Origin of the sequence: Prevotella sp. AM42-24, from assembly GCF_003461825.1 — a bacterium.
Taxonomy (GTDB): Bacteria; Bacteroidota; Bacteroidia; order Bacteroidales; family Bacteroidaceae; genus Prevotella; species Prevotella hominis.
Genome location: NZ_QTXV01000001.1, coordinates 76,061 through 100,495 on the forward strand (window position 1 = coordinate 76,061; position 24,435 = coordinate 100,495).

The window sequence follows — 24,435 nt, forward strand, 5'->3', positions numbered from 1 at the left end:
CGGGTGCTTTTTCAAGCTCCCGATTTTTTGTTATGAGGCTTCTGGTTCATATTATAATCTGTGTTTTCTTGACTTTATCGCTGAATGGATATGCAAGAAATGTTACACCGAAAGACGATTTCCGTGATTCGGTGATGAATCGTATCTATCGATATTATCAGTTGTCTTATTCCGCTTCTGAGCAATCTCATGAGTCTTATGCATACACGAAATTTATGATGCGTACCAATCATCGCAACTTTACGTTGGCTATGGTTCCTTCTCTTTATGCGATAGCTCATGGTTCCGGTAGAGAATTTATGGGAGAATATTATAGTAAATATACGGTAAAAGAAAAGAATAAGATAACTCCTCATCGTTTACTATGTATTACTACAGTTCCTCACAAAAGGAATACAATGCCTTCTCTGCTGAATTATCTTACTCCGAATGTTTATGGTGAATGTCTTTTTCAAGACAATATACTGTCTCCCTATCATCGGTCAAACAGGAAATATTATAAATTTATGGTCACGGCTCTTCCATTTGGAAAAGCTCAGGTTTATGCCTACCCTAAATTGAAAAATACTCAATTGGTTACGAGTATGGCTATAGTGGATAGTCATACGGGTAGAATAAATTTGGTTGATTTTGAAGGTGAGTATGATATGACTCGCTTCTTTATCAGCGTGGTGATGAATAAAGAGGATTCTGTGGGTTCTCTGTATCCGAAGAAGTGTGACTTGAGAGCTAATTTCCGTTTTATGGGCAATCAGATAACGGCCAGATATTCTACTATTTATGGCTTGCCGAAATTATTGTCGGATTCATTGAATAATGTTGAAGATACTACATTGATGGCAAAGGTGCGCCCTACCCCGTTGAATGAGGAGGAAATGCATTTCTTGAACCATTATTATCAGAAAAAGAATGAAAGGGATTCTTTGGCTAAAAACGAAAAACATAAAAAGTCTTTTGTAAAAGATGTGTTGTGGGATATTGTGGGCGATAATGTCTTAAATCGTATCAAGCAAAATTTCGGAAAACAAAATCAGGGATACCTTAGAATTAATCCTATTCTGAATCCTCTTTATATGGGTTATTCCGAACGCAAGGGATTTGTATATAAGTTTGATGTACGAGGAAGCTATTCTTTTAGTGATGATGTGCAATTTGCTCTTCGCTTCAAAGCTGGTTACGCTTTCAAGCAGCATCGGTTTTATTTCAGCATTCCTGCTACTCTCAACTACAATAAAAAGCATGATGGATTCCTTCAGTTGGAGTTGGGTAATGGAAACCGAATCAATACCAATGTTGTTGCGCGTCGTATATTGGATATCAGCGAGAAAAAAGATAGTCTTATCCAATTCCCATATGGTGATTATACGGCCTTTAAGGATAATTATTGGCGACTGACGAATCATTGGATGTTTAATAACTATATTGGTTTTGAGTTGGGAATCATTGCCCATCAGCGTCAATCTATAAGTCCGGAATTTTATAAGGAAAATAATTTCCCAAGTTTGTATAGATCAGTTGCGCCTGCATTGGCTTTGGTTTGGCATCCTATTGGGAAAAACGGTCCTGTCGTAAAAGTTGATTATGAAAGAAGTTTCAATCATTTTCTTCATTCCAATATCAGCTACGAACGGGTTGAAATGGATATGCAAGATATTATCAACATGTCAAGAAGGCGGAGCCTTTCTTTGCGTTTGGGTTCTGGATTCTATACTCAGAAAGGCGACCATTGGTATTTTGTTGATTATACTAATTTCAGGGACAATAATTTACCTGGTGGCTGGAATGATGATTGGGCTGGCGAATTTGAATTGCTTAACTCTGGATGGTATAATGCCTCTGATTATTATGTTCGGTCCAATGTTACTTATGAGTCTCCAGCCTTGTTTGCTGCCTGGTTGCCATGGGTAGGACGTTTTATAGAAAATGAACGATACTATGTCAATGCCCTCATGGTTAGACATCTTCATCCTTATACGGAATGGGGATACGGGTTCAAAACACGTGTGGCTTCGGTAGGCATATTTGCTTCTTTTCAGAATACAAAATTTCAAGGAGTCGGTTGTAAATTCGGCTTCGAATTATTTAGAGAATGGTAATTACAATTTAATATACAGGCATTAAGATATGAATTCTCAACTTACTGTTTATAAAGCGAGTGCAGGTTCTGGAAAAACCTTCACTTTGGCTAAAGAGTATATGGTCTTGGTGATACAAGACCCATCTTCATACAGGAATATTCTTGCTGTAACATTTACTAACAAGGCAACTGAGGAAATGAAAAATAGAATCCTCAGCAAACTGTATGGAATAGCTAATCGGCTGGATGACTCAAGAGATTACTTGGAACAAATCAAGGGGGTATTATCTCAGATGTCAGAAGAGCAGATTATTGAAAATGCTGGTATTGCTCTGAAAAATCTTATCCACAATTATAATTATTTCCGCGTCGAAACGATTGATACATTCTTCCAGAGTGTACTCCGTAATCTGGCACGTGAACTTGATTTGACCGCTAATTTGAGAATTGGTCTTAATGATGTCCAGATAGAAGAACAGGCTGTAGATGAATTGATCGAAGAACTTCAGATGACAGACAAGCTTCTCTTTTGGATTATGGATTATATTAAGGAAAATATTGCAGATGACAAAAACTGGAATGTGATTTCTCAAATAAAAGCTTTTGGACGGAATATATTCAAGGATTTTTATAAGGATCATGCTGATGCGCTGAATAATTGTATTGAAAAAGATGGCTTTTTCGAGGCTTTTTCTTCAAAATTGAGGAAAAAGCAAGCTGAAGCTAAAGAGCATTTTGACCAGATTGCGGCTACCTTTTTTGATGCATTGGATGAAAACGGACTTTCGGCAGATGACTTTCAAAATAAGACCAGAGGTATATGGAGTTACTTTTCCAAATTGAAAAATGGTAAATTCAATGATGATGATTTGCAAAATGCTACATTGGTAAAATGTCTGGATAGCGAAGAATCCTGGGTCAAAAAGTCTGACGCTCAGGCTGGTAAACCTGCGTATGACTTAGTGGTTTCCCAACTCTTCCAACTGCTTCATTATTCAGAAACTTCAAGACCCAAGTTATTGCGTATATATAAAAGTTGTGATCTTACTTTGCGCCATCTGAATCAATTACGTCTTTTGGGAAGTATTGAAAAGAGAGTCCGAGAAATGAACAGAGATGCCAACCGTTTTTTGCTTAGCGATACCCAGACTCTTCTTCATTCTTTGATTCAGGATGAAGACTCCCCTTTCATCTTTGAGAAAATCGGTTCTCAGTTGGAGCATGTCATGATCGATGAGTTTCAGGATACCAGTACTGTGCAGTGGAAAAACTTCAAGGTGCTATTACAGGAGACAATGAGTCACCAGAATGCAGGAAATTTAATAGTAGGTGATGTGAAACAGAGTATTTACAGATGGCGTTCTGGTGATTGGCGTCTGCTTAATAATATTGAATCTGAGTTTCCATCTAATTATACAATTCAAATTGAGTCACTCTCTCACAATTATCGCTCAGACAGGAATATCGTAGATTTCAATAACGCTTTCTTCGAAGCTGCTGCAGAAAAAGAATATCAGGCCATAACGGATAAAGATTTACCTCATACTTTCTCTGATTCTGGTTCTGACTCCGACTCTGATTCCGATGGCTCCAGTGCAGCTCAACTCAAGAAGGCTTATAGTGATGTAAGGCAACGTGTGCCTCAGAAAAAACCTGCATGTGGCTATGTGAGGATTAATCTCTTGGGACAGAAGGGTATCAAAGAAGATGAGAATTCAGAAAACTATCAGGACAAGATGATGGGTATGATTTTAGATACCATCAACGAACTTGTAGAGGCGGGAGTAAAATATAAGAATATTGCCATATTGGTGAGAAGCAATAAGACTATACAGAATATTGCTGATTATCTGATGGCTAATAGTGCGACTCCATTGCCTTTGGTTTCTGATGAGGCTTTCAGACTGGATGCCTCTCAGGCCGTGAATGTGATGGTTACTGCTCTTCGGTGTCTGGCTCATCCGAATGATGATATAGCTAAGGCCGGCTTGATGAAGTTCTGCATGAAATATCTGGAAAACAAGCAAATAGCAGAAAAATTCTTGGAAGAAAGAGAACTTTATTTGCAAAAGCCGCTTTTGGATTTGACAGAGTCCCTCTACACTTACTTTAAATTGGGAGAAATAGAAACGCTCTCTCAACAAAGTTCATACGTAAGTGCATTCTATGATCAGTTGGCTTCTTATCTCTCTGATAATGGTGGTGATATAGATGATTTCTTGAATGAATGGGATGAGAATATTCACTCTAAAAGCATTCATAGTGATAAGGCTGACGGAATCAGGCTTTTGTCCATTCATAAAAGTAAAGGTCTGGAGTTTGACAATGTCATCATGCCTTTCTGTGATTGGGCGTTAGAGAAGACTGATACGATTTGGTGTACGCCTCAGGTTGCACCATTCAACGAACTTCCTTTGGTGCCTGTCGATTTTTCTGCAAAGAAAATGGTTGGTAGTATTTATGAGAAAGATTACTATCAGGAACATTTGCAGAATATGGTTGATAATTTGAATTTGCTATATGTAGGATTCACGCGAGCTGGTAAAAATCTGTTTGTATATGGTAAGCGAGGTGCTGCTACGCAGAGAAGTTTTATCATCGAAGATAGTCTGGAAGCAGTTTACAATACATTGAATGCCCAGAATGCTTCTGGCCAGTATGAGGAACAGACTCTCGAATTTCAAGGAAATGGAACTGACAAGAAAGCCGATGATGTTTACTTCGAATATGGAGAGATAGATGCTTCTTCTAAAGAGGAGGAGTTTGCCGAAAATAAGAATGTTTTTATGCAAAAATCTGCAGACTTGCCTATTCGGATAAAAGTGAAGTCTGATTTATATTCCTTTAAACCAAGCCTGCAGAGTGAATTCTTTATGCATGGTGATGAGTCCGAGGAACAGCAGAAGTTCTATATCAAAATCGGAACGGTTCTTCATGAATTGTTTTCAAAGATAAAGACAAAGGATGATGTTGAGTCGGTGTTGAAGCAACTTGAACTTGATGGTGTGCTTTATGATGAAAATATTTCGAAGGAAAAAATCGAAAAAATGTTGCGTGCTCGACTGAATAGTCCGCTTGTCAGTGAGTGGTTCTCTGATAAATGGAAAGTACTGAACGAAACCAGTATCCTCTATTTGGATAAGGATGGAAAGGTTGGCCAGGATCGTCCGGACCGTGTTCTTGTAGGAGAAAACGAGATTATCGTGATTGACTTCAAGTTCGGTAAACCTCATGCAGAATATCATGATCAGGTAAGGCAATATATGTCTCAACTCAAGGGTATGGGATATTCCTGCGTCAAGGGCTATCTGTGGTACGTTTATCCTAATAAGGTGGAGAATGTTGTTCTTGAAGATTAATTTGTTTAATAATTTTGTTTGAAATTTACAATGAAATCATTTCTAAAATACGTTGCTGAAGATATCATTAGAGATTATGGTACTGACTTAAGTCGCATCATGGTCGTTTTCCCAAATAAACGTGCCAGCCTTTTCTTAAATGAAGAGCTGATGAAAATCGTACAGAAACCATTCTGGAGCCCTAATTACATGACAATTAGTGATATGTTTCTCCAGAATACTTCTTTACAACTGGCAGACCCGATCAAACTAATCTGTGATTTGCACAAGTCGTTTGTGAAATGCACAGGGGTTGATGAAACGCTCGATCATTTTTATGGTTGGGGGCAACTTCTGTTGGCTGATTTTGATGACCTGGATAAAAATCTTGGTGATGCAAGGAAGATTTTTATCAATATTGCTGATCTTCATGAATTGGATGATGACAGTTATCTTGATGAAGATAAGAGAAGAATTCTGAAGAAATTCTTTGGTAATTTCAAGGATACTCAGAACACAGAATTAAAACGCCGTTTCATGGCTTTGTGGAATCATTTGTATGATATTTATACGGATTTCAATCAACGATTGGCAAGTCAGGGACTTGCCTATGAAGGCGCTTTATACCGCCATGTGATTGAGGCTGACACTTTGAACCTGCATTATGATACCTACTTGTTTGTGGGATTCAACATGATGCAGCAAGTAGAAATTTCTCTTTACAGGCGTATCAAGCAGGATGCTTCTTGTCATTTTTACTGGGATTATGACAAATATTATGTTGGTCAGAATAAAAATGAAGCGGGTGTCTATATCAATCAATATCTGAAACTTTTCGGCAACAAGTTGTCTGAACCTTCGCTTCAAAACGGTATCTATAATAATCTGAACTCCAAAAAGAAGATTACGTATATCAATGCTGCAACTGAGAATATTCAGGCAAGATACGTAAATGATTGGTTGATGGAAAAGGTGGAGGATGAACAAGGAAATCTGGTTCCACGCTATCAGACTGGCCGCAAAACTGCTATCGTGTTAGCTGATGAAAACTTGCTTTCTACCGTGATTCATTCCTTGCCTACAGAAATTGACAGTCATGTGAATATTACCTTAGGCTATCCGCTTAAGCAGACTCCTTTTTTCAGTCTGATCATGCAATTAATCAATCTTCAGACGGTAGGAAGTGTCAAGGGTTCTACCGCTTTTCGTCTGCATTATGTGGTCAAGGCATTACGCCATCCTTATGCTAAGTATATCAGCTCAAATTATCAGGATCTTCTCCATAAAATAGAAGAACAGAAACTTTACTTTCTTGACAGGGATGTACTGTGTGCAGAGGAAGATGAAGGTATGAATATGATGTTCGCCGATTTGGAAGCCTCTGAAAATAGATGCCTGGCTTTGGTCGGTTATCTGGTTAACATTCTCAGACTTATAGGTTCTCATGCAAATGATGGGGAAGATTCCTTGTTTCAAGAATCTCTCTTCAGAACTTATACCTTAATTAATAGATTGAAATGTTTGATTGAATCTGGCGATTTGGATATCGACATAATGACCCTGCAACGTCTTATTCAGCAACTTTTCCAAAACACAAATGTGCCTTTTCATGGAGAACCGGTCATCGGAGTTCAAATTATGGGTGTATTGGAAACCAGAAATTTGGACTTCGACCATATTCTCGTGTTGTCATGTAACGAAGGTAATTTGCCGAAAGGTGTCAATGATTCTTCGTTTATTCCCTACTCCATCCGTAAGGCTCATGGTCTGACTACTATTGATAATAAAGTGGCTATTTTTGCCTATTATTTTTACCGACTTATTCAAAGAGCACAGGATGTAACTCTTTGCTACAACAGTTCTACAGATGAAGGACATACCGGTGAAATGAGCCGTTTCATGCTCCAACTCTTGGTGGAAAGTAAACACGTGATAAGTCGCAAAACGATAGTCTCTGGTCAAAATGTTGAAACTCATAAAGCGGAAGTTATAGTTAAAACACCTCAGATGATGGAAATCTTAGATAAGCCTCGTCTGATAACTCCTACTTTCCTCAATACTTACCTGAGATGCGCTAAGAGCTTCTATTATAAATATATTTTAAGTATTCGAGAGCCGGAAGAACTGGAGGATGAAATGGACAATAGAATGTTTGGAAATATTTTCCATAGAGCAGCTCAGTTGTTTTATTTGAAATTCGCAAGTAGTTCTGATATTAAGATTGGAACTGATGGGGAAAAATCCCTGATCAGACCTATCGTTATTAACAAGGGAGATATTCAGAATGCGATAAAAGATGAGAGCTTGCTTTACAGACTGGTCGATCAGGCTTTTAAGGAAGAACTGTTCAAAATCAAGGATCAGAAAAAATCTCCTCAATATAATGGTTTGCAGCTGATCAATCGTGAAGTAATTACCAATTATTTGAAACAATTGCTGTATATTGATATAAAACTGGCTCCTTTTACTATCAAAGGTTTGGAGATAAAGGTAGAAAAAACTTTTGAATTCTCTACTCCTTCTGGTACAAAGAATTTGAGATTGGGCGGATTCATAGACAGACTTGATGAAGTTTCGGCTTCTGAAAGTTCTGATCATAGTATTCTTGGTGAACGTATCAGGGTGATAGATTATAAAACGGGACGTATTCCTTCTTCTTTACCTAAAGTTGTGGAGAGTCTGTTTGATCCAAATGAACTTGACAAACATACAGATTATTATCTGCAGGCTATGTTGTATTCATATATTGTCAAGCAGAGCAAGAAACTCAATCCTGCCAATGAGTCAGTAAGCCCTGGCCTCTTGTTTATTCAGCAATCTGGAGCAAGCGGTTATGAGCCAACATTGAAGTTTGGAAAAGAATACATTTCAGACGTTTCGCCTTATAAGGATAAATTCTTCGCAGGTTTAAATCATCTGATTTCAGATATATTTGATCCGAATTCGCAATTTGCTCCTACAGAGAAAAAAGACCGCTGTGAATTATGTCCTTATAAGACTCTTTGTAAATAATGTAATTGATAATCTCTGACAAGTAAATGCTTAATTTCTCTTAAAACTTGCTTGTCAGAGTACCCTTTTCTTCCTATGGATACGTATTAATTTAAACTCAATTTTAAAAATAATGTTAGATATTGCATATTATGTTATATTTTATGCAAGAATATTAACTATTTTGTCTATCTTTGCAGTGTAAATAATAAACAGACAGAAAAATATGAAAAAAGCATTAGTAATTCTTCAGTTACTCATGGTAGTACTGTTTGCGCAAGCTCAGATGATGAATCCGGTAAAATTTACCAGTTCATTGAAAACAAATGGTACGCCTGAGGCAGAGATTGTGTTTACTGGTAAGATTCAACCAGGTTGGCACGTTTATTCAACAGGCTTAGGTGGTGATGGACCTATTTCAGCATCCTTCAATGTCAATAAGATGGATGGTGCTGAAGCTGTAGGAAAGTTGCAGCCACGAGGCAATGAAATTTCCAAGTTTGATAATCTTTTTGGTATGAAATTGCGCTACTTTGAGGGAAGCGTTACTTTCGTTCAGAAAATTAAATTCACAAAGCCTGATTACCATATTGACGTATATGTAGAATATGGCGCATGCAACGATCAGAACTGTATGCCTCCAAGTGAAGCAACCTTCAAGGGAAGTGGTAAGTCTCCTGCTGTAGATAGCAAAGCTGCCAAGGAGGAAAAGGCACAGAAAGAGGCTCAATTAGATCCAGCTGCGCTGGCTAAGGCAAAGGCTGATTCTCTGGCTAAGTTGAATGCAAATGCTGTAGATAGCACTCAGGCTTTGGATTCTGCTGCTCTTTCCTCTACCCTTCAGACTATGGATGCTAAGGAACTCTGGAAACCGGTAGTGAAAGAACTTCAGGCTTTTGGAGGCAATAATGATATCGCAAATCATTCACTTTTCTATATTTTCATCATGGGGTTAGTAGGTGGATTGCTGGCACTTGTTATGCCTTGTATCTGGCCTATTATTCCTATGACGGTAAGTTTCTTCCTGAAAAGAGCAAAGAATGACAAGAAGAAAGGTATTCGTGATGCGGTTACTTATGGTTTGTCTATTGTTGTCATTTATCTCGCTCTTGGCTTGATTATTACAGCCATCTTTGGTCCAAGTAAACTCAATGAGTTGTCAACAAGTGCTGTGTTCAATATTATATTGTTCCTGATGCTGGCAGTCTTTGCTTTCTCTTTCTTCGGTTGGTTTGAAATTAAGTTGCCAGACCGTTGGGGAAATGCTGTTGACAACAAGGCTTCCAATACTACAGGTCTGATTTCTATCTTCCTGATGGCATTTACACTTGTATTGGTATCATTCTCTTGTACTGCTCCTATTATCGGTTTGCTTTTGGTTCAGACTGTAACATCAGGTGATTGGTTGGCTCCAACCATCGGTATGTTCGGTTTTGCCATTGCTCTTGCTTTGCCATTTACCTTGTTTGCATTGTTCCCATCATGGTTGAAGTCTGCTCCAAAGTCAGGTTCTTGGATGGAGACTATCAAGGTTGTGCTTGGTTTCGTAGAGTTGGCATTCTCTTTGAAGTTCCTCTCTGTAGCCGATCTCGCTTATGGTTGGCATATTCTTGACCGTGAGGTGTTCTTGTGCTTGTGGATTGTTATTTTTGCAGCATTAGGATTGTATCTTATCGGTAAACTAAAGTTCCAGGTAGATGCTATCGGTGGCGATATCAATAAGCCAATGCCTGTTCCTTGCATCATGCTCGGTCTTTGCTCTCTTGCATTTGCCATCTATATGATTCCTGGTCTCTGGGGTGCTCCATGTAAGGCAGTAAGTGCTTTTGCTCCACCTGTCAACACACAGGATTTCAATCTCAATACAAAGACTGTAGAGCCTGCATATAAGGATTATGAATTAGGTATGGCTGCTGCTAAGGCGTCTGGAAAACCTGTTTTGATCGACTTTACCGGATTTGGTTGTGTTAACTGCCGTAAGATGGAGGCTGCTGTTTGGACTGATCCTTCTGTGGCAGATAAGTTGACCAAGGATTATGTTCTGATTTCTCTTTATGTGGATGATAAGACTCCTCTTCCAGAACCGATGGAAGTTACTTTCAACGGAGAGAAGAGGACTTTAAGAACTGTTGGAGATAAATGGAGTTACTTGCAGGCAAGTAAGTTTGGAGCCAATGCGCAGCCTTTCTATGTGGCAGTAGATGATGAGGGTAATCCTCTTACCGCTTCTTTCAGCTATAAGGAAGATGTTCCTGCATATTTGGATTTCTTGAACAGAGGTCTTGAAAATTTCAGAAAATAAGAGTAATCAAAATTTTCTAAAATAAATTTAAGTTAAAACCGGAGACTTTTTGGCATGAAAAGCCAAGGTCTCCGGTTTTTTATATTTAGTGGCACACTATTTGTTGTTTATATGACAAGAAATTTAAATTATATAAGAATGAAAACAAAGGAATTACCAGTATTATTGCTGACAGGTTATCTTGGCAGCGGTAAAACCACATTGCTCAATAGAATATTGGGAAATAAAAAGGGTATTAAATTCGCTGTTATCGTAAATGATATTGGCGAAGTAAATATTGATGCAGCCTTGATTGAAAAAGGTGGTGTTGTAGGTCAGAAAGATGATTCTCTTGTTGCACTTCAGAATGGTTGTATCTGCTGTACTTTGAAAATGGACTTGGTTGAGCAGCTGAAAGAGATTGCTGATATGAAGAAATTCGACTATATCGTAATCGAGGCCAGTGGAATCTGCGAACCTGCTCCTATTGCACAGACCATTTGTTCTATTCCTTCTTTAGGTCCAGAATATATCAAGAATGGTGTGCTCCGTCTCGATAGTATCGTTACGGTAGTGGATGCTCTCCGTATGAAAGATGAATTTGCTAATGGCGATGACTTGATGAAGGATAATATCGATGAGGAGGATTTGGCTTCATTGGTTATTCAGCAAATCGAGTTCTGTAATATTATCCTTTTGAATAAGGCTGCTGAGGTTGAACCAAAGGAGTTGGAGAAACTGAAACAGATTATTCGTGCTATCCAACCTAAGGCTGAAATCTTTGAATGCAATTATGGTGATGTAGATTTGGATAAAATCGTCAATACTAAAAAGTTTGATTGGAATACTGTTGCTACTTCTGCTGGTTGGATACAGGAAATCGAAGCTGAGCGTAATGGGAAGGAAGAAGATGAACATCATCATGATGAAGATGATCATGAACATCATGATGAAGAAGATCACGACGAGCATGAGCATCATCACCACCATCATGAAGACGAGCATGAACATCACCATGGTCACGAGCATCACCACCATCATGATCACGACCATGAGGAAGGTGAAGCTGAAGAGTATGGCATTGGAACATTCGTTTATTACAGCCGTAAGCCATTCGACTTGAGTTTGTTTGATGAGTTTGTCGCCAGAAAATGGCCTCGCGATGTTGTAAGAGCTAAAGGTATTTGCTATTTTGCTGACGAAAAAGATATGTGTTATGTCTTTGAACAGGCTGGTAAGCAGAAAACTGTTAAGCAGGCTGGACAATGGTTGGCTACAATGCCTAAGGATCAGTTGGAAGAGCTTCTTCAGCGAGAAGAACAACTTCGAAAGGAATGGGATCCTGAGGTTGGCGACCGTATGATTAAGATTGTCTTTATTGGTCAGCATTTACAGAAAGATGCTATTTGTGCAGAATTGGACAAGTGTCTGTGGGATTAGATTAGTCTGTTGGAAATCATTTTATAATAAAGATAAAGGGTGAATCAAAAGTCTTTGACTCTTGACTCACCCTTGTTGTTTATATATTCAACTTTTTTTTATATTGCCCAAATTGTGGTTCTCGGTTTGGGCACTCGTTGCCCGCCTCGTGATCCCTCGTTGCCTGTCTCTTGTTCACCAGCTCCCCATCACGTGTTCCCCGAGGGACCGCTTGATGAGCATTGTAGGAACGCGTTTTTTGACGAGAATGCTCTGTCGTTATTTTGCATGAAAGATTCAAAGGAGGAAAAAACCTGCACAAAACTTTGGTAATTTGATAAAAACTCGTAACTTTGCAGAAGTTAAGCTGCACTCGACAATTTGAAAACTAACTTTCATTGCGCTCGTTTGTATTATCTTTGTCTGTAAATTGCAAAAATATCATATGGAATATCTGACGCTGACAAATAGCACCGAAATCATTAGGATTGCTTCCGAGGACATTGTTTTCATCAAAGGTGATGGAAACTACTCCGACATATACCTATCCAATGGCAAAGCGGAGAACGTTACTTACCAACTGCATGGTCTGATGGCCAAATTAGAAAAGTTCACTTATTGTCCCTTCCATCGAGTTGGCAAGAGCCTCATCGTCAACAAAGACTATATCTTCAAAGTAAATCCAGGACTTCAAAAGCTCATTTTGGCAAGCAGCAACCTATACGATGACATCCATATCAAGGCATCAAAAGAGGCCCTCAAGGAACTGAAAGACAAATTAGAAAAGGAAGGAGGCGAAGCATGAGAAAGAAATTTCCAACAAAGAAAGGCATTATCTTCGTGGATGATGACTCCAACGTGATAGTAGAAAGACCTGCATCCATACAGCGGCCACACAAATGGAGAGACATTATCATAGGTGTGCTCGTTTCCATCACCCTTTGCATCATGGTCTTGGGCGGATGGCGACTCTATAATTACTATTATAATATAGGTGTACCTATCTCGGTAACGCCCGAAGAGAACATTCAGAAACTGGCTGCCCGTCACAAAGGCGGCAAGCCTACCATCACGTTATCTTCCGATTCCATCCTGGGCGTAGCGCTCAACATGTATCGCCTGGAAAATCTGCAAGCCGAAATTTCCCTGGTAGAACCTGATACCACCGACACGAGTGTATGGTTGTACAGCCGAAGTGCCGACCACACCAGCACCAACGAATATCTGGGCAGTCTGGTGATGAACGGCAAGGAACTGGCATCGGATGTTTCCCGCCTGGGCTATTGTGCGATGGCGAATGGCAACATCGTGCTGGGAATTTCGATAAGCGACAAGGTGAAGGATTATGTAGAGGAACGGGGCGGCAGTTTCTTCCGCCAGTTCATCCTGGTATCTGACGGAGTATTGCCAGTCAAGTTCCATCTTCACGGCAAGGTGGAGCGCCGTGCCCTGGCAAGAACTTCCGACGACCACCTATATTATATAGAGACCCGTCATCCCGAAACCCTCTGGGATTTCGCCGATGCCCTGCGCGAATACGGTTTCGCCGATGCTATCTACATCACCGGTGGCAAGTGCCACAGTTTCTATCGCACCCCCGACGGCAAACCGCATAATATAGGCGATGATACCCAGCATCCTTATAAGAAATATCAGGAAATCGTGCCTTGGATTATATTCAAGGCACGATAGAGTGCAGGATGATAGAATTTATTTGTATTTTGCATAAATCAATACCGGTCTTCTCCTAGAAGATTCCTTGTATATCTGCATCACTTTCTCCACGCAGCTCCTTGATACAGTAAAGCAGCCACGGCTCTCTGTTCCCAGCGGAATATACTCCTTCTCACCGGAGAATCTTGTCACCTTGCCAGCAGAATGGATCAGGATGCCACGGGCTTCTGCCAGATAATTGCTCCTGTCGAGCCCTCGAAGGCGAACGCAGTTCTTGAACTTCATTCCACCTTTTCCTATCATGACATATCTTCCAAGACTCGTGCATCCGCTTCCAGGGTTATTGCTGAACTTTGGTTGGGCAGCCGTATTTCCCTTACCACTTCCATGCATGCAATAGCTGCTCATCACCCTTTTGCCACGCTGCAAGTCATAGATAAAGAATCTTTTTTTGCCAGATGGTTTGGAGAAATCCACCAGGATATAGTAATCCGTACTGTATCCTCGTCTGTCGCAATAATCTCTTACTTGCGTCAGGTTCTCACAATCCACCTGTTGATACCACTCTTTAGCATCCACCGTATTCTTAAAAAACGGTTTTGTGAACCTATTATAAATAGGTGGAACGAAAAGAACACCGATGACAAGCAGAACCAGTATTCCCAATATAATCAATAACTTCTTCATAATAATGCAAAAGTAGAAAAAAATAAGCAAGTAATGATGCTATCCATACGTGGATTGTATCAAATACTCGCTTATGTGTATGAAATCATCAATGCCTATAGCATCAAATCCTTGATGGTTGTACCATTCATGAATCTGCTTAAATCTACCCTTTCTCCAATACCATGCAAATGTCCGGTTTCGGAATCAAGTTCTTTAGGATTATTCATAAAAAAGAGAGAAAAAATTTGGTTATTCAAAATAAAATGAATAACTTTGTAAAAGTAAAAAGCCAACAGCATCCGATAGGTTGTTCTTGGTCATGGTCTATGTAGCCATGCATGAAAAAACTACATGCAAGTTTTTGCGAGAACCAAAACAGCAAACTTGATTTCCATATTAGATGATTTGTTCTTCTTTCTGGAAGAGCATTACAATTTCTAGATTATTTTTTATTAATAATAGTTTTAAAATGAAGAAGATATTTTTCATTTCAATAGTAGCGGTCAGCATCCTAACGAGTTGTCGTCAATGGTATTCGCTACAAAACTTCCTTGGTATTGGACATTACGAAATAGTCTCCAACGCTGAGAATTGGTTAGATAACAACAGGTACGACTCTATCAGCCAAAAATGGATTGGACCTGATTCAGCAAGAATAAACTATATAGATGCAGAAGCAAACAAAATAGAGATGAATAAAAAAGACTATAAAAATAAGAAAAATGAAAACAAATAATCAAATAATTCTTAAAAAGAAAAAAGGTTAGTGGTGGAATATAGCTGCCAACAAGCCCTTTAGTGGTCTTGCCTCAGTAAATGGACAGACTTTTCTATATACCAAAGACGGAAGAAAGATTCCATAGTCAAAGCCTGCCCCAAACATCCATAATTTTATAAAAAACTTATGGATGCGAGAGAATCCAGAAAATAAAGGATTCACAAATGGCAAGTACTACTATTACCAAACCACTAACGGAAATTGGGATATAGGCCCTGGTATAGATAAAGCCAAACAAACAGATGCATTCAATAAACGAGCTGTACGAGGTTTTACCCCAACAGAGATGAATGCAGAAGTTATGCAGCGAGCAAAAAATACATTTGCTCAAGTAGATAAAGCCTTAAAGACCGTGACGCAGTTTCCTGATACTGTCAGTCCACAGATAAAAGAAGGATTAGCAGATATAAGATATCAAACAGGTCCGTTGGTTAGCAATTATCCAAAGCTTTTAAAAGCTGTTGCAACTGGGAATGTCAAAGATATGGCTAAAGAATCCAAAGTTTACTTTTGGGACAACAAAAAGAAAGCCATGTCTTTTGACAAAAAAAGATTTGATACCCGAATGAAAGAAAACTTCCATTATCGAAATGGAGGTCATCTCTCTAGAAAGGTATTGCGACAGCTGTCCGAAGACTTTAGACCAACAAATCGTTTGGTATAATAAGATAAGTGCCCTTCGTTAGCAGTAACATTCTAACGAAGGGCGTTTTCCTTACGTAATGAAAAAAATAACTTGGTACATTTTTATTATTTGTTATAGCATCAAATCCTTGATGGTTGTACCATTCATGAATCTGCTTAAATCTACCCTTTCTCCAATACCATGCAAATGTCCGGTTTCGGAATACTGCCAGATATTGCACTTTCTTCTGCCGTCAATAGAGGGTTGTCTGGAGTTATAATTGGCGATGAAGAGATAATAACGATTGAACTTCGCCCCCATCTCCTTATTATAGAAGCTCTCGTTGCTATAGATGATAGGATACTTGCCATAGTGTTTCTTCACTAAATCAGCAAACACCTGTATGCTATCCTGCAGCTGTCGTCCCTTCCATCTTCCCTGGATGCCTTTCTCCTCCACATCCAATACTGGAATCAAGTCCTGCTCACTTTTCTTCACCATCTTTTGGAAATCCCGGAACTGAGCTGTTGCAGAAGAGCCGGCAGACATCAGATGATAAGATCCTACCTTCAACCCATATTTACGAGCCAGTCTGATATTTCGGCGATAATGTCGATCCACATATCCTTTACCATGTGTAGCTCTGATATAAACGAACTTGATTCGCTTATTCTTCGCAATTTCCTTCCACTTGATAACTCCATTGTGTTTCGACACATCAATGCCGTCATACCCGCCACGAGTATAAGGTTGTCCTTTCAATCTATCAACGAACACATCAGAATAAGATGAAGCGATGCCCACCCATCGCTTCACCTTATATGGTGACACCACATACATGATTCCCAGACCAATACCAGCCAAAACGACCAGGCTGCCTAAGGAAACCAAAGTATATTTTAATCCTTTCTTCATTATATTTTATTTTTAGTTGTTTTCAGGGGGACAAAGATAGTGAATTTATCCGAAACAGCATAGAAAGTAAGGGGATAATTGTATGAAATGGGGGGCTGGAAGTACCAAATGACAAAACGGCTACCTGACATTACTCATCAAGTATCCGTTTTAAAGATTCTATCATTTCCTGAATTGCCTTTTTCAAAGGCTGCAACTCATTTTCTATAATCCACCAAATCTGATCGGCATCAATCTCAAAATAATGATGAGCTATGATATCACGTAACCCTTTCACATTTTTCCAATCAATTTCAGGATGAGTTGTAAGAAGTTCTCCTTTAGTAACCTTATCAAGTCCCTTTAAACTTTCTCCTATAGCAATAAATTGCATACATATGGAATCAAGAATTGCCACACCAGTAGAAGACATAAGAAAATCATCGCCACAATGATAAGGTTGTGAACGCTCTTCTATATGCTCAATAGAAATATGTACTCTATTAAGTATATCCAATGCTACATATTTATCGTATTGCATAGATGCCATCCCGTTCAATTCTTGATTTAAAGAAAGGATTCATGTTTTTGTGAATACGCACTACATCGACTGAGCACTTGAACAAGCCCTCTAAAAATTCTTTCAAGTCGGCCAATAAAAATGGATTAGGAGTTTCTGTTTCTACACAAATATCCAAATCGCTTTGCTCTGTTTGCTCATTTCGTGATACGGAACCAAAAATGCGCAAGGTCTTGATTCCAAAATCTTTAGTAATCTTGGAACTATTTTGCCTAATTATTGCGATATAATCTTGAACTGTTCTCATAACACCTATCTTTAAACAGTGCAAATATAAGAAATTATCTGGTATCTTCCAAACTTTTTGCAATGTTTTTGCAATTCATCCCACAAAATATCATTTTAAAACTTTGATACATTCAAATATTAATCGCAATTTTGCAACATATTAGAGTGACCAAAAATAAGGAGGATTACAATATGACTAAAATAATGTCAAACTCAAAAGAACCTGCAGTTACTACTTACAAGTTTTCATTATCTGTTCTGCAATCTTTCTAAATGTTTGTCCTGCCATACCTCCTCCGGAAACCGGAATCTCCGGTCTTTTATAGCTGATGAATACCGTGTATTTCGGTTTCTCTACGGGGAAGTAACCACAGAAGTCAGCATAGATGCCATCATCCGTATGGATACTTCCAGAGGTACCAGCCACATTGAACATTTTTGATTCTGCCTTCTTGCCCAAGCCGTTTGTGATGAAGAATCTAAGTGCCTTCTGCATTGATTCAATGTTCTTCTTTTTGGCTATCATAGATTCAACCACGATGGCGGAACTTTCCTGCATTTTTGGACTTACCATTTTTCCACCATTGGCAATGGCATTGAAGAAGCTCACCATGCTGGTTGGCTTTATATGGTGGAAACCCAAAGCATACAAGGGCCAGGAACCTTTGAAAGTAGAATCCTTCTCTAATCCCATTTGCTCCAGCTTTTGCAAGAAGACATCTTTATCTTGATAAGCCATATCTACAGCCTTGTCAATGGCAATACTGGAATTGTATGCTAATCCTTGCAGAAGAGTCAATTCCCCATATCCACCCTTTCTCCAATTATGGTCATAGATGGTATCCTGCCCAACAACATCAATACCGGCATAAGTATCAAACATATCGTCCAGCGATACATTTCCTGTTTCAAGAGCAGCAAGAAGAGATGCACTTCTGAAAAGAAATGTTTCGCGAGCCTTGGAAAATAAGGTGGTATCTGAAACAAGTTTCCCACTATTCTCCTTCAACCCTACTATCGCCCTGAGATTACCAGTCGATGTCTCCACCACAATTGCCATACCTTCCGTAGCGCCATTCTCTCCCATTCCCTGTTTGAGCAAACTGTCAACAGAGTTCTGTAACTGAAGATTGACTGTACTTACAGGAACCTGTTTATTAGAACAAGCTGCAAATCCCATCACGATAAGCAACACGAATGCTGCAAAAAATACTTTCTTCATCATATCACCTTTATATTATTGTCACTACTATTTCCTTTATTTGTTACAACTTCAGATGTCCTGGTCATATTATTAAGGGAAACCTATGTTCTCTTATTAAGACTTTTCTGAACGTTTTTAAAAGAAAGCATCCAATACTTTCTCAAACACATCATTAGGACTCACTTTATTGAAGAGACGCATAGAAGTTTTGAGTTTCAGCACGTCAATTCCGCTTCCCATGATATATTTGATGTCCTTATCCTTGTGGAACAAGAGCGCCTTGCAGCATTCACGGAGTCTATCACCCAGAATTTCATGTTCAACAAAGGCTCTGGCTTCACCCTCGCCATCCAAGCCATAGTATTTTGAATTGTAACTATGTCCGAGTCCCTTCTGTTGCGGGAAGATATACCATATCCAATGGCTTTGCTTTCGGTCTGTCTTCAGTTCTCTCAAAGCCTGGGCATAAGCAAACTTCTGAGCATCCAGGAAACGTAAGAGATCATAGTGTGGCTGCTGAACCTTAGGGCATCCGATAAGAACATCCTGACGAGTTCTCTATGACTTCACCATAGCTTTTACTAAATTGGCAAACAATTTAAAATAATTCATTCTTGTTCAAACGTTTTATTAAATTCTACAACAGTTTCGTTTATAAATGAAATAGGTAGCAATAAGCTTCTTCATTGCCTACAACATCAAATCCTTGATGGTTGTACCATTCATGAAATTGAAAAGCAGAACTGAAATCTTGGTACCGTTTGCAGCGATACAAGCGGTACCGATTGCAGTGATAGCATGGTACCGATTACAACGCTATGCGTGGTACCGATACAGTGCTATCGTCATTGTACCTTTAATCTATGTTCCACGTTAGGCTGGGGTCACCTTCAAATGCTTCGCCAATCGTTTGGTCATCATAGCCATTGTATTCTCCGTACTTGCTATATCGGCCATCATCGTCATAATACCCACAACTGTAATATTCATAATAACTAGGTTCTTTTTGGGGTATATAGTCGCTTAGTATATCTTTGAGCTGCCCTGCATCTACTACATGTTCGTCATCATTCGAATCTTCATAAGTATATTTAATTTCAGGTTTCTCATCAAGTGTACATTCTTGGATGAACTCACCATTTGAATTTATAATACCCCATTTGGCATTACGAATTTTTCGCTGCCAACCTTCTAATTCTCCACCTAAGCTAACAATGGCTTGGTCCCTAATAAAGGAGGATATGGAAGTATATTTGACAGGAAGTATTTCTTTGCCATTTTTATCTAATAACCCATAAAGCGTGTTGTCCTTATTTGCAACTTTTATCAATCCATTTTCTAGTAATATAATGGAATCATAAATCCCATGAGGAACTAGTATACCTTCATTAGAAACAACTCCTCGGTTACCATCATATTCCCCCTTAGAGTTGGAATTCCAATCATCATCGGATGAAATATATTTCCCATTTTCCGTATAAACCATTCTACCGTATACATCTATTTCCCAAGCATGTTTGATAGTGAGATTATCGAAAAACTTAACGCTTTTATCTTCTAAATTGGCAATTCCACGTATATGACCTTTAGTTACACGCGCATATTGGGTGTTGAATAATTTAATATAATCATAGTCATTGGACAATATACTATTACCATTTATATCTATAACTCCTATACCCTTTAGTTTTATTTTATTATTTTCGAACTCTATGGTTCTACATGTTATAGCGTATTTTCCAATAAATTTTCCTACGCAAGGCAATGATACGTCATTAAGAATCTTACCTTCATAATTACATATTGCTGACCTATTTTTAACCGTATAATTCAGATCATATTGTTTAGCAAATTTATCCTCAGTCACCGTATATGGCTTGTCTGTACCTTGCCAATCATTTGAAAAAATTAAATTCCATAAACCCCGAAGCCTATCCTTTCCCACAAAATCTATACTAGTAAATATTGTCGGTAAGATGCATTTACCATCTGATGCGAATAGTCCATAGCAATCTTTTTCTTTAACAAAAATAGTATTGTTTGATAAGAAAGATATATTATCATATTTTGCTTCCAACACTGTGGTACCATCTTCTTTAATTACTCCGAGAAAATCTCTATACCCTTTAAATTCTCTAACAATGCTTAACCCATTTAAGAAATTTGTTCCCCAATGATACTTCTTCGGCAAAATTATTTTACTATTGTTCTTATTGATTACTATGACATTATTCTGCCGGTCAATTATATGTGGCTTGTCGTCTCCCTTTATGTAGATGTTAGAAAAACCGTTATTGAACTTCAATTTATTTGCATATCTAGGAGGAATAATAATATTTCCATATATGTCTGCCATACCGTTTCCATAACGTCCCGTTATAAAGATTGTTGTATCATCTTTAATATCAATATTGTAATAGTACTTTTCAAAAACTTCATTACCAACAGAATTTACCAAATTATATGTTTTAAGTACATTGTCATAATCAATAAATTCCAATTTCTCAACCTTAAAATACCCGTTCCTAAGGTATACGATGTCATTGCATTCCCAGTTATCATAAATTATTTTACCCGCAAAATTTGCAATTCCAATATGAGATCCGTAATCGCCACGACTAAATGTTATTTTAAAATATGTGTCTTCTATTATTTCAATTTCTTTGAAATCGGTATTTATTTTGGAATTATCAAAAACTTCATGTCCTAGATAATCTATCAAGCGCTTCATCGAACAATAATTATTTGATTCTCCATCTACTATAATAAAACGGTTATCTAACTTTTCGCATAATGAATACCCTGATATCAACTGGTGTAATGTGGGAGATAAAAGGGAATATCCTTCGCCATCTTTATAGACACAAATGTATCCATTATCCCAAAAACTTATATCTTTATATTCGATTGGCAAAACTATTTCTCCCATGTTATCTATAAGACCATATTTCATATTAGGTATGTGCCAAAAATCATCGAACGAATATATGCAACCTTCGTCAGAATTACCAATGATCGCATAAGAATATTGAAATTTGTCTATGTACGTATATTGTGGTTCTACTAAAATGGAATTATCGATGTGAATTAATCCCCATTTTTCATTTTTCATGACTCGAAGCATTGATAGTCCACTAGAATATGCAAGCATATATTCTTTAGGAACTCTAACTTTCCTTCCTTTATCTATAAGCAGAATCTGTTGACCTACAAAATTATATTTTGCAGAATATTGTACAGTTTTGCAGGCATTATATGATTTTTCAAATACGTTACATTCAAGTTTATCGTCGTTGACTACAATATCATCAAAAATGATAGGAATAACCAATTCCTGGCGATTATCAAATGCTCCTTTTTTGTATTGACTATAACCAACGGAGCTAGTTACTATCCATAATATATTACCTTCATGAGATATGGGTTCTATTTCGTGATATTTATGTGGAATTAAAATGGTACCATGAGAATCAATTACTCCATAATTATGAGAATGCTGTGTACTTGACCCATTCTGCTTTGTTGATGCCAATGAAACAACAAACTTTTCTTCAATACAGGACGCGACATTAGCATATAATGGTTCTATGATAATATTTAACAGGAAGTCCATAATGCCCCACTGATTATTCTCTTGAAACTTTAAATAATTGGGACTTATTGCTTCTATTTCGTCATATTTACAAGGTATAACCTCTTTACAGTTTGAATCAATAATACCATACTTATCATTTTTTATGACGGAAGCATAGCCATAAACAAAGTTTAGTGCAAAATCGTATTGTTTCGGAATCTCAATATAATGATCATTAAAAAAAGACACAATCTCAAATTTACGATTGATATGTCCTATTATTCCATCCTTTACGATTTCGGCAATACCATCATCTGAAAAACTTCCACACGTTTGTGCAATATGAGAAGGTACTAATAATATGGAGCCGTTGACATCATGTGTTATAAGATTACCTTTTTCGTCAATAATTTGTTTTGATGCATACGGATTATTTCTGTTCAAAGAAACAGAGAAACGATTAATGTCTTTGTCAAATGTAATTAAAGAATACCATGGATAGATTAAATAGTTTCCGTCAATTCCCAATACGCCATACTTGAGATCAGGGTATGTCTCATGTTTACCCATACTTAATATGCCGACAATAAGCCACTTATCGTTATTTTCTGTGAAACGTATTTTTTTTATATTGGATTTAGTTAATTCTCCATTTTTTATAGTGACAATACCATATGAAATATCTTTTATATAGGATTCGTCCTTACTAAGAAGCATAGCATGATAATATTTATCTATATTATAGTTGTTTACAGGGTATTTTTCATCCATTGTAAATGCAAACACTTCGCCAACGACGTATAGCAGAAAGCCATATTTAAATGGTATTTTAATATTATCGAAATTGTCTATTACACCAAATACTAAATGATTGTTATCTTCTTGGTTAGGAATAGCTGCAACAAACAAATCTTTACAAGCGAAATTAATATAATCATACTTAGGAGATATGATTATATTTCCTTCAATATCTGCTATTCCCACTTTGTTATTTTCATCTATTATTTTCTCATAACCTTTTGCCAGGTATTCATGTCTATATTTAAGATAGTCTAAACGAATTGACTTTCTAGAAACACAAATTGGTACTTGAGACCATCCGTTTGTAAACTGTGGGAGAACAAATAAATTTCCCTCACAAGTGCATTCAATGGACAATCCATTTACTTTAAATAAAACCGATTCTTTATTCTGTCTGATATTGTCAATGCAATAAGGTATAGTTTCTAGTTCACAAAATTCTTTATCGTAGAATAAAGTACTATTCTTTGTTGCACCAATGTTTGCCTTAATGGCAAAAAACACTGAAGAAATATCATATACATCGTCACACTCTATAGTCTTTTTTATCAGACCATCTAAAGGATTAATGAAGCTATACTGTTGATTATCAGTCTTTGATACCAACAAGCCACATTTTAGCCTATTAAGATTATCGTACTTTACTGGTAGTACAAGATTGTTTTTTTCATTTAACAGCCCATAAAATTTGCCATCGGTTAAACTACTAATAATTTTATAGCCATCAGTGTAGATATTTTCTATACAATAACAAATTCGGCCTTCGGTATCTATCATTACAGTTTTTTCAGTACCCTCAAAAGTTGCATACCCATTGATATAACTATCAAAATGGGTATAACTACAGTCTAGTATAGTGTTAAAATTGGAATCAATAACCCCATATAGGCCATTTTTAATAACAACGCAAAGATTACCATCGAAATCCATACCCCAATCATATTCTTCAGGGAGATAAACTTCATTTTCATTATGCATTACACATATCTGCCCAGACATGTTAATGCTTCGTTCTTCTTGTTTTTCTACTCCATTTATATGTATGGTATATGATGCTTTTGCATATCCACAATCGAAATCACTTAACTTTTCATATATTGGTTTAATGATTTCTTTTCCACCTACCATTATAGCACCAAATAGATTATTTTTCTTTACAATAGCCACTCCATGCTTGTATTCGGAAATAACTTCGATTTTATCTTCATTGAACGTGCCTTTTTCAAAGGCATCCCAATCAAAATCATTAAGTGGCTGAACATTTTTTAAATCTGCCATAATATATTATTTACCAATGTTATA

At 37.6% G+C, this 24,435-nt stretch carries 16 protein-coding genes; 9 read left to right on the top strand and 7 right to left on the bottom strand.

Annotation, left to right across the window (positions count from 1 at the left end; translation table 11 throughout):
• Positions 1 to 68: 68 nt before the first annotated feature.
• The 7 genes from DW917_RS00345 to DW917_RS00375 all read left to right on the top strand — a co-directional run bounded on the left by DW917_RS00345 (position 69) and on the right by DW917_RS00375 (position 13,798).
• Positions 69 to 2,096 carry a DUF5686 family protein gene (locus DW917_RS00345; protein WP_147344093.1) on the top strand — a complete coding sequence of 676 codons (2,028 nt, stop codon included), beginning with the start codon at positions 69 to 71 and terminating at the stop codon, positions 2,094 to 2,096.
• Positions 2,097 to 2,124: 28 nt separating this feature from the next.
• Positions 2,125 to 5,436 carry an exodeoxyribonuclease V subunit beta gene (locus DW917_RS00350; protein ID WP_118115409.1) on the top strand — a complete coding sequence of 1,104 codons (3,312 nt, stop codon included), beginning with the start codon at positions 2,125 to 2,127 and terminating at the stop codon, positions 5,434 to 5,436.
• Positions 5,437 to 5,466: 30 nt separating this feature from the next.
• Positions 5,467 to 8,427, top strand: a complete 2,961-nt coding sequence (locus DW917_RS00355; RefSeq protein WP_118115411.1) for a PD-(D/E)XK nuclease family protein — start codon at positions 5,467 to 5,469, stop codon at positions 8,425 to 8,427.
• A 205-nt stretch (positions 8,428 to 8,632) separates the two neighbouring features.
• A complete protein-coding gene (locus tag DW917_RS00360; protein WP_118115413.1) occupies positions 8,633 to 10,708 on the top strand; it encodes a cytochrome c biogenesis protein CcdA in 2,076 nt (691 codons plus the stop codon).
• A 138-nt stretch (positions 10,709 to 10,846) separates the two neighbouring features.
• The gene (locus DW917_RS00365; RefSeq protein ID WP_118115415.1) at positions 10,847 to 12,127 is read left to right on the top strand and encodes a GTP-binding protein; all 1,281 of its coding nucleotides are present in this window, start codon (positions 10,847 to 10,849) and stop codon (positions 12,125 to 12,127) included.
• Positions 12,128 to 12,551: 424 nt separating this feature from the next.
• Complete coding sequence (locus DW917_RS00370; RefSeq protein ID WP_118115417.1) at positions 12,552 to 12,911, top strand: LytTR family DNA-binding domain-containing protein; 360 nt, start codon at positions 12,552 to 12,554, stop codon at positions 12,909 to 12,911.
• Positions 12,908 to 13,798 (top strand): hypothetical protein, encoded by an 891-nt coding sequence (locus tag DW917_RS00375; protein WP_118115419.1) that lies wholly within the window; start codon positions 12,908 to 12,910, stop codon positions 13,796 to 13,798. The genes DW917_RS00370 and DW917_RS00375 overlap by 4 nt, the downstream gene beginning before the upstream one ends.
• 18 nt (positions 13,799 to 13,816) lie before the next feature.
• On the opposite strand, the gene DW917_RS00380 is transcribed toward DW917_RS00375, so the two are convergent.
• Positions 13,817 to 14,467, bottom strand: coding sequence for a murein L,D-transpeptidase catalytic domain-containing protein (locus tag DW917_RS00380; protein ID WP_118115421.1), 651 nt, complete (start codon positions 14,465 to 14,467; stop codon positions 13,817 to 13,819).
• Between the two features lie 451 nt (positions 14,468 to 14,918).
• On the opposite strand from DW917_RS00380, the gene DW917_RS00385 reads away from it, so the two are divergent.
• Together DW917_RS00385 and DW917_RS00390 are read left to right on the top strand one after the other, a co-directional pair.
• Positions 14,919 to 15,185, top strand: a complete 267-nt coding sequence (locus DW917_RS00385; RefSeq protein ID WP_118115423.1) for a hypothetical protein — start codon at positions 14,919 to 14,921, stop codon at positions 15,183 to 15,185.
• Positions 15,186 to 15,357: 172 nt separating this feature from the next.
• Entirely contained in the window at positions 15,358 to 15,891 is a 534-nt protein-coding gene (locus DW917_RS00390) for a hypothetical protein (RefSeq protein ID WP_118115425.1), read from the top strand.
• A gap of 93 nt (positions 15,892 to 15,984) precedes the next feature.
• Here DW917_RS00390 and DW917_RS00395 read toward each other — a convergent pair whose 3' ends face one another.
• The 6 genes from DW917_RS00395 to DW917_RS00420 form a co-directional block, all read right to left on the bottom strand.
• Positions 15,985 to 16,767, bottom strand: a complete 783-nt coding sequence (locus DW917_RS00395; RefSeq protein WP_118115427.1) for a glycoside hydrolase family 25 protein — start codon at positions 16,765 to 16,767, stop codon at positions 15,985 to 15,987.
• A 130-nt stretch (positions 16,768 to 16,897) separates the two neighbouring features.
• Positions 16,898 to 17,287 (bottom strand): DUF86 domain-containing protein, encoded by a 390-nt coding sequence (locus DW917_RS00400; protein WP_118115429.1) that lies wholly within the window; start codon positions 17,285 to 17,287, stop codon positions 16,898 to 16,900.
• Positions 17,274 to 17,573 (bottom strand): nucleotidyltransferase family protein, encoded by a 300-nt coding sequence (locus DW917_RS00405; RefSeq protein ID WP_022109834.1) that lies wholly within the window; start codon positions 17,571 to 17,573, stop codon positions 17,274 to 17,276. Before DW917_RS00405 ends, DW917_RS00400 begins: the two co-directional genes overlap by 14 nt.
• A 213-nt stretch (positions 17,574 to 17,786) precedes the next feature.
• Complete coding sequence (locus DW917_RS00410; protein ID WP_118115431.1) at positions 17,787 to 18,779, bottom strand: penicillin-binding transpeptidase domain-containing protein; 993 nt, start codon at positions 18,777 to 18,779, stop codon at positions 17,787 to 17,789.
• A 114-nt stretch (positions 18,780 to 18,893) separates the two neighbouring features.
• Positions 18,894 to 19,295 carry a DUF1810 domain-containing protein gene (locus tag DW917_RS00415; protein WP_118115433.1) on the bottom strand — a complete coding sequence of 134 codons (402 nt, stop codon included), beginning with the start codon at positions 19,293 to 19,295 and terminating at the stop codon, positions 18,894 to 18,896.
• Positions 19,296 to 19,614: 319 nt separating this feature from the next.
• Positions 19,615 to 24,411 carry a WG repeat-containing protein gene (locus tag DW917_RS00420; protein ID WP_118115435.1) on the bottom strand — a complete coding sequence of 1,599 codons (4,797 nt, stop codon included), beginning with the start codon at positions 24,409 to 24,411 and terminating at the stop codon, positions 19,615 to 19,617.
• Positions 24,412 to 24,435: the final 24 nt, after the last annotated feature.

Coding starts and splice junctions, on each gene's coding strand:
- DW917_RS00420 (WP_118115435.1), bottom strand. CDS start 24,411: ATGGCAGATTTAAAAAATGTTCAGCCACTTAATGATTTTGATTGGGAT.
- DW917_RS00350 (WP_118115409.1), top strand. CDS start 2,125: ATGAATTCTCAACTTACTGTTTATAAAGCGAGTGCAGGTTCTGGAAAA.
- DW917_RS00390 (WP_118115425.1), top strand. CDS start 15,358: ATGCGAGAGAATCCAGAAAATAAAGGATTCACAAATGGCAAGTACTAC.
- DW917_RS00400 (WP_118115429.1), bottom strand. CDS start 17,287: ATGCAATACGATAAATATGTAGCATTGGATATACTTAATAGAGTACAT.
- DW917_RS00365 (WP_118115415.1), top strand. CDS start 10,847: ATGAAAACAAAGGAATTACCAGTATTATTGCTGACAGGTTATCTTGGC.
- DW917_RS00380 (WP_118115421.1), bottom strand. CDS start 14,467: ATGAAGAAGTTATTGATTATATTGGGAATACTGGTTCTGCTTGTCATC.
- DW917_RS00395 (WP_118115427.1), bottom strand. CDS start 16,767: ATGAAGAAAGGATTAAAATATACTTTGGTTTCCTTAGGCAGCCTGGTC.
- DW917_RS00385 (WP_118115423.1), top strand. CDS start 14,919: ATGAAGAAGATATTTTTCATTTCAATAGTAGCGGTCAGCATCCTAACG.
- DW917_RS00360 (WP_118115413.1), top strand. CDS start 8,633: ATGAAAAAAGCATTAGTAATTCTTCAGTTACTCATGGTAGTACTGTTT.
- DW917_RS00370 (WP_118115417.1), top strand. CDS start 12,552: ATGGAATATCTGACGCTGACAAATAGCACCGAAATCATTAGGATTGCT.
- DW917_RS00405 (WP_022109834.1), bottom strand. CDS start 17,573: ATGAGAACAGTTCAAGATTATATCGCAATAATTAGGCAAAATAGTTCC.
- DW917_RS00375 (WP_118115419.1), top strand. CDS start 12,908: ATGAGAAAGAAATTTCCAACAAAGAAAGGCATTATCTTCGTGGATGAT.
- DW917_RS00355 (WP_118115411.1), top strand. CDS start 5,467: ATGAAATCATTTCTAAAATACGTTGCTGAAGATATCATTAGAGATTAT.
- DW917_RS00410 (WP_118115431.1), bottom strand. CDS start 18,779: ATGATGAAGAAAGTATTTTTTGCAGCATTCGTGTTGCTTATCGTGATG.